The sequence below is a fragment of the Piscinibacter sp. XHJ-5 genome, assembly GCF_029855045.1.
In the GTDB taxonomy this organism is placed as follows: Bacteria; Pseudomonadota; Gammaproteobacteria; order Burkholderiales; family Burkholderiaceae_C; genus Albitalea.
Genome location: NZ_CP123228.1, coordinates 1,628,492 through 1,645,079, shown reverse-complemented (window position 1 = coordinate 1,645,079; position 16,588 = coordinate 1,628,492). Strand labels below are relative to the sequence as shown.

The window sequence follows — 16,588 nt, the reverse complement described above, 5'->3', positions numbered from 1 at the left end:
CTTCCACCATGGAACCGAAAGCCAATCAGGAAATCTCGAAGACTGCCGGCTCGCACGACGGCCCGATCGAGACCGACGCGGTCATCGTGGGGGCCGGTCCTGTCGGCCTGTTCCAGGTGTTCGAGCTGGGCTTGCTCGAGATCAAGGCGCACATCATCGACTCGCTCGCCTACCCGGGCGGCCAGTGCATCGAGCTGTACCCCGACAAGCCGATCTACGACATTCCGGCCGTGCCGGTGTGCACCGGCAAGGAGCTCACCGACAACCTGCTCAGGCAGATCGAGCCCTTCGGCGCCACCTTCCACCTCGGGCAGGAAGTGACCGTGGTCGAGAAGCAGGCCGACGGCCGCTTCTACGTCCAGACCTCCAAGGGCACGCGCCTGCTGACGAAGACGCTGTTCGTGGCGGGCGGCGTCGGATCCTTCCAGCCGCGCCTGCTGAAAGTGGACGGGCTCGAGAAGTTCGACGACAAGCAGGTCTTCTACCGCGTGAGGAACCCGGCTCAGTTCGCCGGCAAGAACCTGGTCATCGTGGGCGGTGGCGACTCGGCGCTCGACTGGACGCTCAACTTCGCGCAAGACGGGCCGCACAAGGCGGAGAGCGTGATCCTGGTGCACCGCCGGGACGGCTTCAAGGCCGCACCGGCCAGCGTCGCGAAGATGAAGGAGCTGTGCGAGGCCTACGAAATGCAGTTCATCGTCGGCCAGGTCAGCGGCTTCGAGGAAAGCGACGGCAAGCTGAGCCAGGTCAAGGTCACCGGCAGCGACGGCGTCACGCGGCTGGTGCCGCTGGATGTGCTGCTGGTGTTCTTCGGCCTGAGCCCCAAGCTCGGCCCGATCGCCGAGTGGGGATTGAACCTGGAGCGCAAGCAGATCGTGGTCGACACCGAGAAGTTCGAGACCAGCGTGGCTGGCATCTTCGCGGTGGGCGACGTCAACACCTATCCGGGCAAGAAAAAGCTCATCCTCTCGGGCTTCCACGAAGCCGCGCTGGCGGCGTTCGCGGCCGCGCCGTACGTCTTTCCGGACAAGCGCATCCACCTGCAGTACACGACGACGAGCCCGAAGCTGCACAAGGTGCTCGGCGTCGAGACACCGGTCTTCGATTGATCATCCGTCCCGCCGCGTGACTTGACGCGGCACTTGGCTGGGGGTGTTGAACGTGGCCTCACGTTCGACTGAGACAGTCCCTTTGAACCTGACTGAGGTAATCCTCGCGCAGGGAAGCACGCATGACACCCGCCTGCTGCGGGATCACGTTCGCCGACCTGCCATCGCTCTGTGGACATCACGATGGCATCCCGCATACCCTTCCTCGCTCTCGCAGTCGCGTGCACCGCGCAGGCGCAAACCACAACCACGCTCAGCCCGGTCACGATCACCGGCCGGGGCGATCCCGTCATCGACGTCGGCGGCTGGGGCGACGTGCCGCTGTCGAAGTCGCCGTTCTCCGCCAGCATCACCACCAGCGAGCAGATGCGCGAGCGCGGCGTGCAGCGGCTCGCGGACATCGTGCGCATCGACCCCGCGGTCAGCGACGCCTACAACGCCGAGGGGTACTGGGATTCGCTGACGGTGCGCGGTTTCGTGATCGACAACCGCTCCAACTACCGGCGCGACGGGTTGCCGATCAATGCCGAGACGCGCATCCCGCTCGACAACAAGGATCGGGTCGAGCTGCTGAAGGGCACCAGCGGCCTGCAGGCCGGCGTCAGCGCGCCGGGCGGCCTGGTCAACTTCGTCGTCAAGCGGCCCACAACGGAGCCCTTGCGCGAAGCGCGTCTCGGGTGGCAGCAGAAAGGGTCGCTGCTCGCTGCGGTGGACCTGAGCCAGCGGTTCGGCGACTTCGGCCTGCGGCTCAACGCCGCGGCAGAGCGGCTCGATCCGCACGTGCGCGACGCGCGCGGCGAGCGCACGCTGCTTGCACTGGCCGGCGAATGGCGCCTGGCGCCGGGCACCCTGCTCGAGGCGGAGGTTGAAACCAGCCACCGTCGCCAGCCCAGCGTGCCTGGCTTCAGCCTGATCGGCGCGATGGTGCCCGCACCGCCCGATCCACGCATCAATCTCAACAACCAGCCGTGGTCACTGCCCGTGGTCTTCGACGGCACGAACGCGTCGCTGCGCTTCTCACAACGCCTGGACGCGCGGTGGCGCTGGACCGCGCATGCGGCGACGCAGCGGCTGAAAACCGATGACCGCATCGCCTTCCCGTTCGGATGCTCTGCCGAAAACGCCTTCGACCGCTATTGCTCGGACGGCACCTTCGACCTGTACGACTTTCGCAGCGAGAACGAGCGGCGCCGCACGAACGCGCTGGAGGTTGCCGTGCACGGCAACCTGAACACCGGCGGGGCCGCACATGCACTGAGCGCCGGCGTGCTGCGCAGCGATCTGCAGGCACGCTTCCAGGGTCAGGCCTTCAACTGGGTCGGCATCGGCAATGTCGCGGGCACCCTGGTCACGCCGGAAGACCCGACACTGGCGCCGCCCGCAGGGGACCGGGACGAGCGCAGCACCGAGCTCTTCGTGCGCGACGCGGTGCGTTTCGGCCGTGCCACCACCGCGTGGCTGGGGTTGCGCCACACGCGGCTCGCACGAGGTTTTTCGCAGAGCTTCACGACACCGTCGGTCGCGTTCAGCCATGAGCTGGCGGGCGGGCCACTGGTCTATGCCAGTTGGGGCCAGGGCGTGGAGACCGCGGTCACGCCCAACTTGCCGAGCTACGGAAGCGCCGCCGGCCAGCCCCTCGCCGCACAGAAGAGCCGACAGATCGAGCTGGGCGCCAAGGGTCGCCAGGGCGACGCCAGCTGGGGCATCGCCTGGTTCGACATCACGCAGCCCAAGCCGACGGACACGGGCACGGCGTTCTTCATCGACGGGGAGGCGCACCACCGCGGCGTCGAAGCCACCGCCGCGTGGCAGCTGGACCGCTGGACCATCCAAGGGGGCATGCAGCTCGTGCATGCGCGGCGCGAAGGCAGCCAGGATCCAGAAGTCAACGGCAAACGCCCGACCAACGTCCCCGCCTCGGCACTGAAGCTGCAAGTGCGGCACGACTTGGCCACCGTGCAAGGGCTGTCGCTGCAGGCCGACGCGCTGGCCGAGAGTGACCGAATCGTGCTGGCCGACAACAGCGCCCGGATCCCCGGATTCGGCCGCCTCGACCTGTCCGCGCGCTGGCAGCAGTCCACCCCCTCCGGCACCTTCATCTGGCGCGCCGGCCTGGACAACGCTTTCGACCGCCGTGCATGGAAGGAAGCACCCCTCCAGTTCGGCCATGTGTATTTGTTCCCGCTGCCCCCACGCACGCTGAGGCTGTCCGTGGAGGCGTCGCTCTGAGCGACGCCGGAACTTGGCTATAATCTGAGGCTGTTCCTCGATAGCTCAGTCGGTAGAGCGCCGGACTGTTAATCCGTAGGTCCCTGGTTCGAGCCCAGGTCGGGGAGCCAAGATAGCCAGAGGGGTCGCGTCGCGAGGCGCGGCCCCTTCGTCGTTTGGGGCTCGGCATAGGGCGGCGCCGGGGTCGGCATAGACCCGACCGATCACCAACTCTGCGGCCGCGTCGTCGCGACAAGCGCTCCGGGCGAAGATCAACGACATCCCTGCATGGAAAGTGCGTTCGACGATGACGTGGATCCGGCGGCGAAGACGAAGGCTGGCAGGCCCGTCCGTCACGCCCCCCTCTTCCCGAGCTGATCGCCGACGCCTACCGCCGCGCAGCCGCACCGGTGCGCAGGATGCTGCTCGAGCGCCTGCTGCGTCCGGTGGGCTCCCTGGCGCTCGCCGCGATCGCCTCGGGCGCGTTCAGCACGTTCCTCCTCCGGCGAGTCACGCCGGACGACGTCGCCCGCATCACCGTAGACCAGACGGCCGAGCTCGCGCGCTTCGTTGCCCGGTGCAGCCCCGACACCCTGCAGCAAATCCTGTCGATGCTGGCGTAGGGTCCTGCGATGCTGGCGCCGACTCATGCGCTGTTCACGCACCCTGCACCCGCCTGGCCGGCCCAAAGCAATGATCGGCGCGGTGTGTCGAGTGGATGTCCTTGAGCACGCTGGCGTGTTTGCGGTCTATCGGCAATCCCGACACTTTTCAAGCACCAGGTCATCGCCGCCCGCGATGCGCAGACGCAGGATGGGCCAACCGGTCTGGTCCTGCCCGTGTGTCAGGGCGTAGGTTGCGGTACCGGTCGGAGCGGGGTCGATGTATTGGAACTTGCCGCAGGAGTCCGTGATGATGTTGGAGGCGTGCGTCGACGTGAAGGTCAGGTTGGCCCCTTCGACGCTTGCCCCGCCTGTCTCGCTCCACTGCGTCGTGCGGAAGCAGTTGGCGCCGAAATACCGCGAGGCCGAACTCAGGTCGAATCGGTAGGCGCCGTTGGACTGGAAGTGCACCGTGATGGCAATCGTGCCGATGAAGTCGGTGGTGCTGAGTGGAACAAGACCGGTGTAATAGGCCGGGATGTAACCCAGGGTCGTCTTCCACTGGCCGACCAGATCACTCGGCAGAGCCGTACCTGTCGCTGGAGGTGAAGTCGTCTCTGTAGGCGTGCTCGTCGGTTGGTCCGTCTCGCCTCCGCCTCCGCCACCACCGCCACAGCCATGAGCCACCAGCAGCAAAGGCAGAAGCAGCAAGAGTCGCGATCTCTTGACGTGGGCACGACTCGGGTCTTTTGAATCGGCTTTCGCCACGTCCGTCAGTTCTTTCATGCTGTTCACTCCTCAAGTCAAGGTCAAAGGTCGAGATTCCGAAGGACCGGCGCACACCGCTGCGGGCGGGCGCCACTGCCACTTTCTTCTACGCATCTCGCCGCGTCATGAAAGAGGATTGAAACGTTCTCCAATCGTTTGAATGCAGGCTGTCGACCCGTGAAAGCTGCCGTGCGATCGTGTTTGTCTGCGAAGCAGGAGCCGCCGAAGGCCGCGCGTCGGCCGGCGACGGCGCACCGCTTCCAGCGGGTCGACTCCACAAGGTCGAGGGCAGCGGCCCCAATTCGCTGGACTTCTACATCGCGTTCCACCTCGGCCGCCCGTGTGTTCGAGACGGCACCGAGCACGGAGTGTTTCGTGCTGTCGCGCGACAAGGGCTTCGACCCGCTGGTGGTGCATCTCAACAAGAACGGCGTGAAGTGCAGGCGCATCGAGGCGATCGGGGATCTCGTGCCTGCGGTCGAGTCCGTCGCGGAGGAGGAGGTCGGGGTCTTGTGCGGCCATTGCAGCAAGGCCAACACAATCGAGCACCACGGCGGGCGGTGGTGCAGCCACTGCGGTCGCTTCGCGAGTCCGCCGGACCCCACGCTGTTGCCGTCGCGCCAACCGGGCTACCGCGATGCGACTCGCGAAGCAGGATTATTCCGGCGTTTCCAAGGAGAGGACGCCTGGCTTCAAGACTGCGGCTGGTGCCACCAGAGGGTGGACATGACGGGCGGCATCTACGACGACGGGGAGTGGATGTGCGGCGGCTGCATCGCGCGCTACGCGGGTTAGTGGACTTGAAAGTGGCGCGTGCCATGCCGGCGTACAGGATTGGCGATCCGCAACGCGGCGATCCAACCGGGAGACTGCTTCCGCTGAACGAGCTGTCATCAACCGCCGTCACCTCAGCGGCCGGGGTCGGGCCCAGGAGCGGTCAGTCGCGACAGGCAGCTTCAGGCTATCTCATCCCTTTGCCAACCTTGCGCCTGATCGCAATGCGCCAGTCAAAAGGTCGCGGACAGGGCGATGAGGCTCGCAGCGAAATCCATCGCGTCCTGCCGCAGGCTACGCCGCTTATGCGGGTCCCCGCTACGCGGTAGTAGTGCCCGGCCTGCGGCATAACGCATCCTCTCGCTTGTGGGTCGCGGCGGCTGGAATGGCTTGCCAAACGGCGGCGTGCAGTGATACCGTGTCTCGCACCCCGCGGTGGGAGGCTGCGTCCAACGCATCGCTGCCAAGCGAAGACTGACTCCGTGGGCCGGCGCACCCGCTGGGAGACGGCAAAGCATGATCGAAAAACTAAACTTCGAGCAGCGCTTTGCCTCGGGCCGCGTGCGCAGCATCCACGTCAATTTCGTCGACATCGAACTGGTCGAACCGGTGCAGGGCATTCGCCTCGCGCGGGTCATGCGCCCCCATTGGCCGCCTGAGCAGGACCGCTGGCTTGTGGGCGACCAGGTCGAGCGCCTGTTCATCTACGACCTTTCCACCGAGGCGAAGCAGGGCAACGCGATCGGGCACTGGTTTGCATCCGTCCTCTGGGCCACTGCAGCGAGGAATCCATGGGAGCGCTCGCATCCGGATCATCCGGCGATTGGACGGGTGCTCGACGGGGAGGTCGCTCAGATCGCAGGCGCCCGCGACGTCATCGTTCGCCTTGGCGACTCCCTCATGGAGGGGTTCCTGAATCTGTCCGAGGTCCCTGACGGACGAATCAAAGGCGTCGTCGAACTCCTTCCGTTGGGAACGAAGCTACACGTCAAGGTCATCGATGTCGATGCGCAGCGGTGCAAGATCGAGCTGTCCGTTCTGCAGATGCTGGCAGACCTGGAGCGGCAACAGGGCCGGGGTCCGCACGAGGTCGGCGAACCATTCGCGCTCACGCCGTACCTCCGTTTCGCCGAGGCCGGCGCGTTGCGGCACAAGGAAAGCGCCTCTTCATCGCGCGCTCACCCGGAGAACCCGTGGAAGGGCTGTGGTGTCCTGCTGATGGACGACGACAAGAGCTTTAGCCGGGACCTGCTGGCTTGGCTGCATGAATTCGGCGCCGCTGCGTGGGCCGCGGACAACGCCACGCACGCCGCGGACCTACTGGCCCGTAACGGCAGCCAGATCACCCACATCCTTCTCGACCATTCGGTCGGCGCGCGGCAGGTACGAGCGGAGATGCTGAGCCTGATCAAGCGACACCGCAAAGGCCGCTTGGTCGCCATCGTCTCGGGCTTGCCAGAAGTCGAGGCACCCGAGACCGCGCACCGTCTGGGCTTCGGCTTCATTCCAAAGCCGATTCGCTTCGAGTGGGCACATCTGTGGCTGACCAAGGGCGAGCTGCCGAGCCTGCGGCTTGATCTGCTGAGTCCTGCGCCCTATTGGGGAATGCAACCCGATGCGCGGCGCACCTCGATCAGCGAACGTGGCGGGAACTGGCTGGCAGAGGTTTGCCGGCAGGTGAATGCCGTCGCCGGTCTCTGGTTGCGTTGCTTCCGGCCCGGCTACGCGATCATCGCCAGGCACGGGGTGTCAGGCCTTCCTGTCGACCAGGAGCTGGAAGAAGCTCTGCCGCGCTTGGGCCAGTCACTGATCTCGGATGTCGAGCAGGACGGCGAGCCACATGGCCAGGACAGGCACGACATGGGTGCGCTGCGCGGCGTCTGGCCGTCCGACGCGCAATACGCGCTCGCCCTGCCGCTGTTCGAATCGCAGAGCCGGGTCGTCGACGATGTCCTGCTGATCTTCGGCGCTGCGAAGGTGGAGATCGACTTCGGCAGCAGGCAGTGGCGGCACCTGCAGGCGTGGTGGCTGGACCTGCTGGCCCTCGAGCGGGCCGAGGACCGACTCACCGAGGAAGCTGCCTTCGCGACGCAAGGACGCGTCCATTCCGCGACTCTGCATGAACTGCGCCCTCTCATGCAGGCCTTCGAGTCGCCGCGACCGTGGACGCCGGAGGTGGCCGTCGATTGGTGGGCACAGGGGCTCAAGGCCAAGCACCTGATCAACAGCGGCCTGTACAACATCCGTCCGGAACGGATTGCCCAAGTCAATCTGCGCGACCGGATCCGGACGCTGATGGACACCTTCATCTGGCAATTCATCAGCCGACGCGAGGTGACCGTCGTCGTCCATCTGCCACCGGCCGGCCTGACGGCCTACCTGCCTCCGGAAGTCATCGAGCAGCCCCTGGTCAACCTGGTGGATAACGCTACCAAGTTCTGCATGCGTCGCCGCTGGGCCCGGATCGAGGTGCGCGTGTTCGTCGACAAGGACGACGTCAAGCATCCGCTCGTGATCCGCGTCAGCGATCAAGGCGTCGGCATGACACCGGAGGAAGAACGTCACCTGTTCCGGCCGCGGCACACCTCCAGTGGCGAGAGTGGATTCGGCATGGGGCTATACATCTCGGCGACGCTGGCCAAGGCCGCCGGTGGCGAGCTGCTGCTCACATCTAACCGGCGCTGGTCCGGAACCATCTTCGAGCTGCGGCTTCCGTTGGCGTGGGGTCGTCAATCCGGAGGACCCACACCTTGACTCACAGCCAGCGCCGCATTCTCTGGATAGACGACAGCCATGCCGCCTACGAGCAGGTGCGAACGAATTGGCTGTTTGACAACCTGCAGATCCGCCTCAAGTGCGATCTGGAGTATCTGCCGCTGCACGACGTTCTCCACGAGAACGGCGAGGTGCTTTCCAAGCTGCTGCGGGACCCCCCGCACGTGCTGGTGCTCGACTGGCACGAGGGCAGCAGCAGGGACATCTACGAAAGGCTGTCCACTAAGGTCTCGATGACGATCCTCGTGAGCTGGAGCCGCCAGGACGAGCTTCGCGTGGCCGACGTCTACCGGGACTATCCGGAGCTGGAACACCGGACGTTGATCAAGCCCTTCACCGCTCAGCAGCTGGCCGCCCTGATCGAGCGCCCGCAGCCCGCCCTGCTTTCTAAGCTCAACAACCTGGTGCATCCTCCCCCTCCGGGCTTGGAGGAACACCTTGCCATTCGATACCTCAAGGCCGATCTCGTACCGATCGAGAAGTCGGCAGGCTGGCGCCTTGGCCTGAACAGGCCCGAGCTGGTGTATTCCGAGCAGCAAATCCAGGACCTGAACCAAGGAAGGCCCACGCGTCACAGCATGTTCGGCACGGCGCCGGGGGACCCCGAAAAGTTCGGCCCTGTGCAGTACGTTACCCAGCTCATTCCGCATCACACGAAAGGGCCTTGGCCGAAGGATGCTCGCTATTTCCAGCTGGGTCACTCGCTTCCCGAAGCGAGCGGCGGCATCGAGATGTTCGGCCGCTCGGTCGACGGAATCATCGAGTTGATGAGCCAAGCCGGGTTCGCGCGTGCGCGCTACTACCACCTTACGGAGGTTCCGGGGCTTGTCGCCGGCCCGTCGTTCGAGCTGATCGCCCGTTGGCCCGACGATCCGAACCGGCTGCCCCTCCCCGCCTCGCGCGAGATCGACGCAGAAGAGCGAGAGGAGCTCGAGGAGTTCTACCGCGACTACCTGGGAGTGATCAGCGCTGGGACGTCCAGCCTGGTCTACAAGCTGCGCAACGTCGAACCCCAGGCGTCCCACAGAAACGACGAATTCTGGTCACGGTACGTGGACGACACAGGGATCAAAAATCGCCTGGAGGTGCCGGTGTTCCTCAACGACCGCGAGACCGAGAAGCTACAGGGGCGCAGCGGCGACATCTTGCAGAACGTCAGGGGCATGTTCGTGCTGGATCGGGGCAACAGCGAACCGATCGAGGACAGACACGTGCGCGCGGTAGAAAAATCGCTCCTGTCCGCGTTGCGCTACTTCGGCGAGTCTCGTGTTCTCGAGGGAGAGCGCTTCGAGCAGGCACGCGCGCTGCATTTGCTGAGCTTTCACGAAGGGCTTGGCAAGCTCAGCGACGGCCCCGACATTGAAAAGGAACTGGTGAAGATGGCGGTCCACGTGGTGGGCCTCGATACGCATGGCGGGGTCACTTCAAAAATCGTCGGTCACCGTTCGGCGATGTACGTCCGCTTCGACGCAGTTCACCAGGTGCTCGACGTGAGCTGCGAGACGAATGGGATGATGTCCGGATTCTCGTTTTCGCTCGACCAGGAGCGCTTCGTCGTTGTCCGGTGTGCCAGGAAGGCCCTGCAGACGAAGGCCGGCGAGGCAGCGGTGCCGGTGTTCGTGCCGAACACCGAAGACTTGCCGGACGCCGATAGGCTCCGCGAGGAAGACTGGCTGTCGATACCCCAATGCACGCCGGAGCGGATGGCAGCCTGTACGCAATGGCTACAGGAGTCCGTCAAGACGATCGTGGCCATTCCCGTCATGTCGGCGATGCAGCTGCTTGGCGTGCTGGTCATTCGTTCCGATCGAGCTCATGAATTCACCCGCCGGCGCGTGCACGCAGTGAATCGCGTCATCGACGTTGCCCTGCCTTACCTCGAGCGCTTGCGCAGCGAAGAGAACCGCAAGATTTGGGACGGCCTGGTCATGCACGAGATGCGGGCCAACATCACCTGGGCAAAGGCAAAGACTGACACCTTCGCGAATGCATTGACGCCCGCGGAGGCGGGACAGGCCGTCGCCGACATGATGTTCGTTCTCGAAGACGGCCTCTCCCTGTCGACCCAGTTTCTCCAATGGCTGGGCTTCGCCGAATACGAGGACAAGGCCGCCACCACGCCGACGTTCTGGCGCCTGCTGGACGAATACGGCAGCTTTCGCTCCAGGTCCAGCGAGAGGCTTCGCTGGCACATGCGGCACGAAACCGACCTCGAGGGTGTCGATGCGGTGCGGCTCGGTAGGGCCATACGGGTCCTGATCGACAACGCATTTCGCTATGCGGACGTCTCCGGCAATACGATCGCGTGCAGCATCAGCGCCGATCCGGGCGCGCCGCGCCTGTTGGTGTGCGTCACCAACCCGGGGTCGGAGCTCGAGGCACCGACCTCGCGCGAGTTTGATATCAACGACCGTCCTTCAATTGCTTCCCTGCCTCGATCGTTGAAGGCGCAGGTGGGCCTCACCTTGGTTCGGATGTTGTGCCGGGAAGTGCGCGGAGAGGTGGACCTGCGCAGCCGGCCACTGTCCGGCGGGCTGCACGAGGTCGTGGCCACTCTCCACTGGCCCATCGCTCAGCAGGCGCCGAGGTCGTACTGAATCGACTTCTTCTCAGGAAGGTCCTCCATGAAGATCCTGATGATCGACGACGAAGAACATGTGCTTATGAATCACCGCATCAAATTGCGGGATGCGGGACACAGCGTCAAAGGCATTACTCGGCTGGACCAGGCACTCCAGGTCCTCGAGGCATCTTTCAGCGGGCCGCCGGGCGACGGGTTCGACCTCGTTCTCATCGACCTCCTGCTGCCGCATCACATTCCCCCACAGCTGCTCGGCTACTACCAGGGTATTGCCACCAGGGTGAACAATCAGGGTCAGGCACTGGGTCAGTGGCTGTGGGAAAAAGCGGGCGCGCACCGCGAGCCGGGCAGACCGATCCACTGCTACATCGCCAACATCCCGGGGTTTTACTGCGATCACACGCTGGCGGCGAATCAGGAATTCAGCGGGAGTCGCGCGTTCATCCTCGACAAGACCAAGATGATGCCTTCACAGATGGCCGCCGCGCTGTCTAGCGTCGACAAGCTCTGGGGACCCATGAGATGTCCTGCCGGTGGAGCGGCCCCGTGATGGCCAGCTGGGCGGACAAAGGAGGAGCGACGGGCGTCGGGATTCCGATCCTGCTGGTGCTGATCTGCATCGCTGTCGTCGATTGGCTCGTTGGCCCCTTGGTCGCCGGACTGTGGTGGCCCCGCGCCTGGGTTGCTGTGTCAGCGGCATGTGCCGCGCTGCTGTGGATGTTGCGCAAGGAGGAGCACTACATCGCCGCTCTCGGGTCGCCGCGCCGCTTGCGCTGGCGCGTGTTTGCCGCCTTGGCGTGGGTCATGCTGGTGTTCAGCGTCTTGCAGTGGCCGGCCATGCCGGACGTGCTTCGATCTTTGGATCCCCGCACGAAACCGGTGCCCGCGCGTGCCGCAAATGCCGGCCGGGTCAGTCTCGATTGCGTGGCGAGGCCGTCAGCCTCGGGGACAGCCGCGTCGGCAGGAAGCGCAGCGGCAGGCGGCGTCCTCGTCCTGGAGTGCAACACCGCGGCGGCGGCGGCTTCTCCTTCGGACCAGGCGAGTGCCTTGGCGGGCTCGCCGGACAAGATCCAGGAAGACCTGAATCGCTGGGGCACGCTCTTCGCCTGGTTGCTGGCTGCCGTAGCGCTGGTCATCGCGTTCGTCACCAGCTGGGTCTACGCCATTGCCAAGGAAGCGAAGGACCAAGTCACCGCCGTGCAGGGAGCGCTTGATCTCAACGCCCGTGTCCGCGAGGCGCGCTCTTCCCTGGCCAGGGTCGAACTGCATGCGCACATCGCCAACCTGCTGGACGAACTCGATCCGGAATCCGACCATCTCGAACGCCAGAGATTGCGGTCTATCCGCAATCTCATCGCAACCGGCGAGAGTCTGCTGGCTCCGGCCACCGACATGGAAGAAGCCGCAGCCGTGCTGAATGCCAAGGCCGTTGGTCTCGGTGCGCCGATCGACCGACCGCTGGACCCGCGATACCACCGCCTAGTGCGCAACGATCTAAGCCGATATCTGCAGAATCTGCACGAAAGACTTGTCGCGTCCGAGTTGTCCCATCGCCCGGCCGGTGAGGCCTGCGTAGCCCAGGTCGAGAGGTTGTGGCGGATCTGCGCCGACTGAAGCCGCGGCGGGTCGTCACCAGGTCATATCCAACTGGGACGCCGCAACACAACCTCCGATAGGTCAACAGCGAACTGGATCGATCGATCGGACCGCGAGAGTTTGCGGCTGGCGCTCCACCTGAAACTGAGGCACAGGGTCAAGGACGATGGTGTCCACTTAACTTTCGAAGTGGACACCTATGCACTCCAAGGCGGCGAGTCGAAGGCCGGGCGGATGTCGTCACGTGTCACGCCCCTGCGCATTTCAGCGATCGTGCACGCCCGTTTCGGCGTGATCGCGGACGGCGACCGCGAGGCCATGGCTCGGCGGCTGTCGCCCCGCCGAGTTTGCAGGATGCGAAAGACCTGAATTGGTGCGCCGGTGTGAATCCACCCCCCACGGAACCAACTTTCCAAATGTCTGCGCGACCAGTACGCTGCGCGTAACCAAGCAACAGAGCCGGGGGGTCCAGATGAAGAGTCTCGAACCGCATGAGTTGCGCACGTACTCAGGCCGCTCGGCCTGGAGTAAAGAGGGAAGTCGCCAGGTGGAGCCGCCCGGCCAACCGTCCTGCGACCAGGAAAGGTGGATGAGGTGGCTGGTCCGTCGGCTCGAGCTGTCTCGCGGTGACTCGCAAAACGTGCTTCCGATGGAAGGGCTTCGCGGTGTAGCGGTGTTCTTGGTGTTTCTCGTGCATTTCGCGACGCTGTCCGAGCCGTGGTTTGCCAAGGTCGGCTGACTCGCGGCCGGAATGGCTGATCTCCACGAGATCGGAAACTCGGGCGTTGACCTGTTCTTCGTGCTGAGCGGCTACTTGATCTACGGAACCTTGATGCGGCGTCCGCAATCATTCGGCGCTTTCATGATTCGAAGGGTGCGCCGGATCTATCCAGCCTTCCTGGTGGTCTTCGTCACGTACATGGCGCTGGCGTTTGCAATACCGTCGCTGGGGGCCAAGTTGCCGGCCACTGGATTGCCATCCTACTTTCTGGCGAACCTGCTGCTGTTGCCTGGCCTCTTCCCGATCGAGCCCCTCATCACCGTCGCTTGGTCGTTGAGCTATGAGATGTTCTTCTACCTGTTGCTGCCGGTGGTCATCGCTCTGGCTCGGCTGCGCCAGTGGGCTCCTGTGCACCGTATCGCCGCGCTGGTGATGATTGCAGGAGTGCTGTTTGCGTACTGCGCGGCCGTGGGAGGGCTGGCACCGTGCAACTCATGCACCAACATGCCGGCCACGAACATCGCCAGTCGTACGTGTCCGGTTGGCGCTGTGGGTGGCGTTCTGCTGTTGCCGGTCATGTTCGCGCTGACCTTGGTGCCGAGCCTGCTTCTGTATCTCGCTGTCGAGCGACCCCTGTCGCTCGGTCACGGTGCGCGAGTTGTCGAGGCTGGTCAAATACTGCCCAAGCCGGGCAGTTGTTAGTCATGGCGTGATGCCTCGCAGCCACGGTCCCGGCACCAATCCAGAAACGGGCCCTTCTAGGGCCCGTTCCCTATGGCGCCTGTCCGATTTGCGCCCCTGGCACCATAAAGCTCAACAGGGACCGGTCGCACAGCGAGTCGGGAGGTGTCATGGTCCAATTTCTACGGACACCTCGATAGGGGACTTTGACCCTAGAGGAACCAGAAACTGGACATGACGAGAAAGAAGCCAAGAGAGCGACGCACGTTCGACGCGGCGTTTAAGCTGCAAGTGGTGCGCATGGTGCGAGAGCAGGGATTGAGCGTGGGCCAGGTGTGCCACGACATGGACTTGGTCGATAGCGCCGTGCGGCGCTGGCTGGAGCAGTTCGATCAGGAGCAGGCTGGCAACCCCGGCATCGGCAAACCGCTGACTGCCGAGCAGCAGCGCATCCGCCAACTCGAGGAAGAGAACCGGCAGCTCAAGTCGGACAATGAACTGCTAAGAAATGCGTCAGCCTTCTTCGCCTGGGAACTGAAGTGATTCACCAGCTGATCACGCAGTGGTCGGAGAAGGCTTGCATCGCGCAGCTGTGTCGTTTGTTCAACGTCAGCCGCTCGGGTTACTACGCCGCGCGCGGCAAGGTGGCTGCTGCAACGCGCCAGGTGTGCGCTCACAGTGTGCAGGCCAAGGCCGTCTTCGAGGCCAGCGGCCGCTGCTACGGCAGCCGGCGGCTGAGCTGGCGTTGCGAGCGCGCGGCGTGGACGTCGGGCGTTACCGTGCGCGAACGCTGATGAGGCATCACGGCCTGCGACCACGATGGCGGCGCAAGTTCATCCACACGACCAATAGCCGGCACAGCCTGGCGGTGGCTGCCAACGTATTGGATCGGCGGTTCACACCCGAGGCGCCCGATCGTGCCTGGGCCTGCGACATCACCTATGTGCGCACGGCGGCTGGCTGTACTTGGCCGTCGTGCTGGATCTGTACTCACGCAAAGTCATCGGCTGGGCGACTGCCGCGGCCATGCCGGCGCAACTGGTGTGCGCGGCACTGAGCATGGCCATCGCGAGCCGGCGACCGCCCCTGGGCTGATCGTGCACTCTGATCGCGGCAGCCAGTACGCCAGCGCCGAGCACGCCAAGCTGCTGGGCGAACACGGCCTGGTCGCCAGCATGAGCCGGGCAGGCAATTGCTGGGACAACGCCGTCGTAGAACGCTTCCTCCTGAACCTGAGGATGGAGCGGCTCTGGCACCGCCACTACGCCAACCACGCCGAAGCCCAAGCGGACATCGCCGACTACATCGTCGGCTTCTACAACACCAGCCGGCTGCACTCCGCTCTGGGCTACCGCTGCCCAGTCGACTACGAGCGGCTCGCAGCTGTGACCGGCTAACGATTGCCTATCTCGGTGTTCGGAAGGACTTGACCACGACAATCGCTCCCCTTCGCTGCCCTGTTGTGTGGGCAGCCGCCGCGATGCTCGCCACCTCGCGCGTACGCATTCCCCTTCCCTGAACCGTCCGAGACGGCTGTCCGCCGCGCACGGCGTTCTCTTGCACGCGCTGGAACGCCAACCAAAGGCCGCCCGATGTCGTCAGGCCGGGGCGCCTCAACCAACTGCGCCGCGGTTATCGGCGCCGGCGGCTGCCCCTCACCACGATCGCCGTAGCGGAACTCAAGGGCGGCCACCGCGAACGCCCTTTCCTCCTCCGGCTTCAGCTCGAGCGCCGGATGGCCCCGTCGATCACTTCGCCTGCACGTCTCCTTTGTGCGGGACACGCCGGCCAGCATCTGGTATGAGCTCGCGCCATCGTGGCTATTGATCAGGATGATCTCGTTCGCCGCCGGCCGCGACGATATGTGCCCGGCATAACGTATGCGGATCATGTGCTTCGTGTACTCGGTCTTGCCCTTCTGTGCGGCTCCGCCCCTGCGCCACCATGAACGGCTGAAAGCCCTCGCGCGCCAGGCCACGCAGCACTTCGATCGTCGGGATGTAGGTGTAGCGCTCGGACCGGCTGTCGTGCTTGACTCAGCGCGACAACGGCACATGGCGCCGCACGAGCGCCGCAATCTCGGGCCCAAGTCGGCTGCAGTGTTTGAAAACGTCTATACTAACTAAAATGTAGCGTCGTTTTCAAACCATGACTGGCTCATCAATGGAACGCGTGATGGCTCTCGCCGCCGACCGCCGGTTGCTTCGTGGCAGCGACCTGCACGACGTCGGCCTGTCGCCGCAGCTGCTCATCAAACTACACCAAGCGGGAAAACTGCAGCGGGTTTTTCGGGGCGTCTACAGCCTACCCGATGCACCGGTCACCGAGCACCAATCGCTCGCCGAAGTGTGCAGGCGAGTGCCCAAGGGGGTCGTTTGCCTTCTCTCCGCGCTGCGCTTCCACGAGATCGGCACACAAGCGCCTCATGAAGTCTGGCTGGCACTCCCGGAGTCGAGCCGCACACCAGCGGTCAGCTTTCCCGCCCTGCGAATCGTTCGCCTTCGCGGCGAAGCCTACTCGGAAAGCATTGAGACAGTCATGGAGGAAGGCGCCTCGATACGCGTCTACAGCACCGCCAAGACCATCACCGACTGCTTCAAGTTCCGCCACAAGATCGGCCTCGACGTTGCGCTGGAAGCTCTGAAAGACGCCTGGCAGCGGCGGCTCGTCAAGATGGATGACCTCAGCCGCTTCGCGCGCATCAATCGGGTTGAGCGCGTCATGCAGCCGTACCTGGAGGCGCTCGTCGCATGAGCACGAGGCGCAACGCGGC

12 protein-coding genes, 1 tRNA gene, 2 pseudogenes and 1 riboswitch are annotated in these 16,588 nt (G+C 64.6%); of the genes and pseudogenes, 13 read left to right on the top strand and 2 right to left on the bottom strand.

Translation table 11 applies throughout. The features are described from left to right. The first annotated feature begins 8 nt into the window (after window positions 1-8). From P7V53_RS07720 to P7V53_RS07705, 4 genes are all read left to right on the top strand, one after another. Complete coding sequence (locus P7V53_RS07720; protein WP_280154901.1) at window positions 9-1,109, top strand: NAD(P)/FAD-dependent oxidoreductase; 1,101 nt, start codon at window positions 9-11, stop codon at window positions 1,107-1,109. A gap of 29 nt (window positions 1,110-1,138) precedes the next feature. After that, window positions 1,139-1,241: riboswitch (TPP riboswitch) on the top strand. A 51-nt stretch (window positions 1,242-1,292) separates the two neighbouring features. Then, the gene (locus tag P7V53_RS07715) at window positions 1,293-3,338 is read left to right on the top strand and encodes a TonB-dependent siderophore receptor (RefSeq protein WP_280154900.1); all 2,046 of its coding nucleotides are present in this window, start codon (window positions 1,293-1,295) and stop codon (window positions 3,336-3,338) included. Window positions 3,339-3,372: 34 nt separating this feature from the next. Continuing rightward, window positions 3,373-3,448: transfer RNA gene (locus P7V53_RS07710), tRNA-Asn, on the top strand. Window positions 3,449-3,736: 288 nt separating this feature from the next. Continuing rightward, window positions 3,737-3,940 carry a hypothetical protein gene (locus P7V53_RS07705; protein ID WP_280154899.1) on the top strand — a complete coding sequence of 68 codons (204 nt, stop codon included), beginning with the start codon at window positions 3,737-3,739 and terminating at the stop codon, window positions 3,938-3,940. Between the two features lie 126 nt (window positions 3,941-4,066). Here P7V53_RS07705 and P7V53_RS07700 read toward each other — a convergent pair whose 3' ends face one another. Then, window positions 4,067-4,705 (bottom strand): hypothetical protein, encoded by a 639-nt coding sequence (locus tag P7V53_RS07700; protein WP_280154898.1) that lies wholly within the window; start codon window positions 4,703-4,705, stop codon window positions 4,067-4,069. Between the two features lie 357 nt (window positions 4,706-5,062). On the opposite strand from P7V53_RS07700, the gene P7V53_RS07695 reads away from it, so the two are divergent. From P7V53_RS07695 to P7V53_RS07660, 8 genes and pseudogenes are all read left to right on the top strand, one after another. Beyond that, window positions 5,063-5,482, top strand: a complete 420-nt coding sequence (locus P7V53_RS07695; RefSeq protein WP_280154897.1) for a hypothetical protein — start codon at window positions 5,063-5,065, stop codon at window positions 5,480-5,482. Window positions 5,483-5,977: 495 nt separating this feature from the next. Next, complete coding sequence (locus tag P7V53_RS07690; protein WP_280154896.1) at window positions 5,978-8,215, top strand: ATP-binding protein; 2,238 nt, start codon at window positions 5,978-5,980, stop codon at window positions 8,213-8,215. After that, entirely contained in the window at window positions 8,212-10,833 is a 2,622-nt protein-coding gene (locus tag P7V53_RS07685) for a hypothetical protein (protein WP_280154895.1), read from the top strand. Before P7V53_RS07690 ends, P7V53_RS07685 begins: the two co-directional genes overlap by 4 nt. A gap of 27 nt (window positions 10,834-10,860) precedes the next feature. Further along, complete coding sequence (locus P7V53_RS07680; RefSeq protein ID WP_280154894.1) at window positions 10,861-11,367, top strand: response regulator; 507 nt, start codon at window positions 10,861-10,863, stop codon at window positions 11,365-11,367. Beyond that, the gene (locus tag P7V53_RS07675) at window positions 11,367-12,431 is read left to right on the top strand and encodes a hypothetical protein (protein ID WP_280154893.1); all 1,065 of its coding nucleotides are present in this window, start codon (window positions 11,367-11,369) and stop codon (window positions 12,429-12,431) included. The genes P7V53_RS07680 and P7V53_RS07675 overlap by 1 nt, the downstream gene beginning before the upstream one ends. A 571-nt stretch (window positions 12,432-13,002) precedes the next feature. After that, complete coding sequence (locus tag P7V53_RS07670; RefSeq protein ID WP_280154892.1) at window positions 13,003-13,152, top strand: hypothetical protein; 150 nt, start codon at window positions 13,003-13,005, stop codon at window positions 13,150-13,152. A 12-nt stretch (window positions 13,153-13,164) separates the two neighbouring features. Further along, window positions 13,165-13,836, top strand: a complete 672-nt coding sequence (locus tag P7V53_RS07665) for an acyltransferase (protein ID WP_280154891.1) — start codon at window positions 13,165-13,167, stop codon at window positions 13,834-13,836. A gap of 213 nt (window positions 13,837-14,049) precedes the next feature. Next, window positions 14,050-15,212 (top strand): annotated as a pseudogene (locus P7V53_RS07660) (IS3 family transposase). 82 nt (window positions 15,213-15,294) lie between these two features. Here the strand turns inward: P7V53_RS07660 and P7V53_RS07655 are convergent. Then, window positions 15,295-15,848, bottom strand: a pseudogene (locus tag P7V53_RS07655) (DUF932 domain-containing protein); the annotation flags it as partial. Between the two features lie 142 nt (window positions 15,849-15,990). On the opposite strand from P7V53_RS07655, the gene P7V53_RS07650 reads away from it, so the two are divergent. After that, window positions 15,991-16,569, top strand: coding sequence for an AbiEi antitoxin N-terminal domain-containing protein (locus tag P7V53_RS07650; protein WP_348273464.1), 579 nt, complete (start codon window positions 15,991-15,993; stop codon window positions 16,567-16,569). Window positions 16,570-16,588: the final 19 nt, after the last annotated feature.

Coding starts and splice junctions, on each gene's coding strand:
- P7V53_RS07705 (WP_280154899.1), top strand. CDS start 3,737: ATGCTGCTCGAGCGCCTGCTGCGTCCGGTGGGCTCCCTGGCGCTCGCC.
- P7V53_RS07670 (WP_280154892.1), top strand. CDS start 13,003: ATGAGGTGGCTGGTCCGTCGGCTCGAGCTGTCTCGCGGTGACTCGCAA.
- P7V53_RS07650 (WP_348273464.1), top strand. CDS start 15,991: ATGGCTCTCGCCGCCGACCGCCGGTTGCTTCGTGGCAGCGACCTGCAC.
- P7V53_RS07675 (WP_280154893.1), top strand. CDS start 11,367: ATGGCCAGCTGGGCGGACAAAGGAGGAGCGACGGGCGTCGGGATTCCG.
- P7V53_RS07690 (WP_280154896.1), top strand. CDS start 5,978: ATGATCGAAAAACTAAACTTCGAGCAGCGCTTTGCCTCGGGCCGCGTG.
- P7V53_RS07715 (WP_280154900.1), top strand. CDS start 1,293: ATGGCATCCCGCATACCCTTCCTCGCTCTCGCAGTCGCGTGCACCGCG.
- P7V53_RS07700 (WP_280154898.1), bottom strand. CDS start 4,705: ATGAAAGAACTGACGGACGTGGCGAAAGCCGATTCAAAAGACCCGAGT.
- P7V53_RS07680 (WP_280154894.1), top strand. CDS start 10,861: ATGAAGATCCTGATGATCGACGACGAAGAACATGTGCTTATGAATCAC.
- P7V53_RS07665 (WP_280154891.1), top strand. CDS start 13,165: ATGGCTGATCTCCACGAGATCGGAAACTCGGGCGTTGACCTGTTCTTC.
- P7V53_RS07720 (WP_280154901.1), top strand. CDS start 9: ATGGAACCGAAAGCCAATCAGGAAATCTCGAAGACTGCCGGCTCGCAC.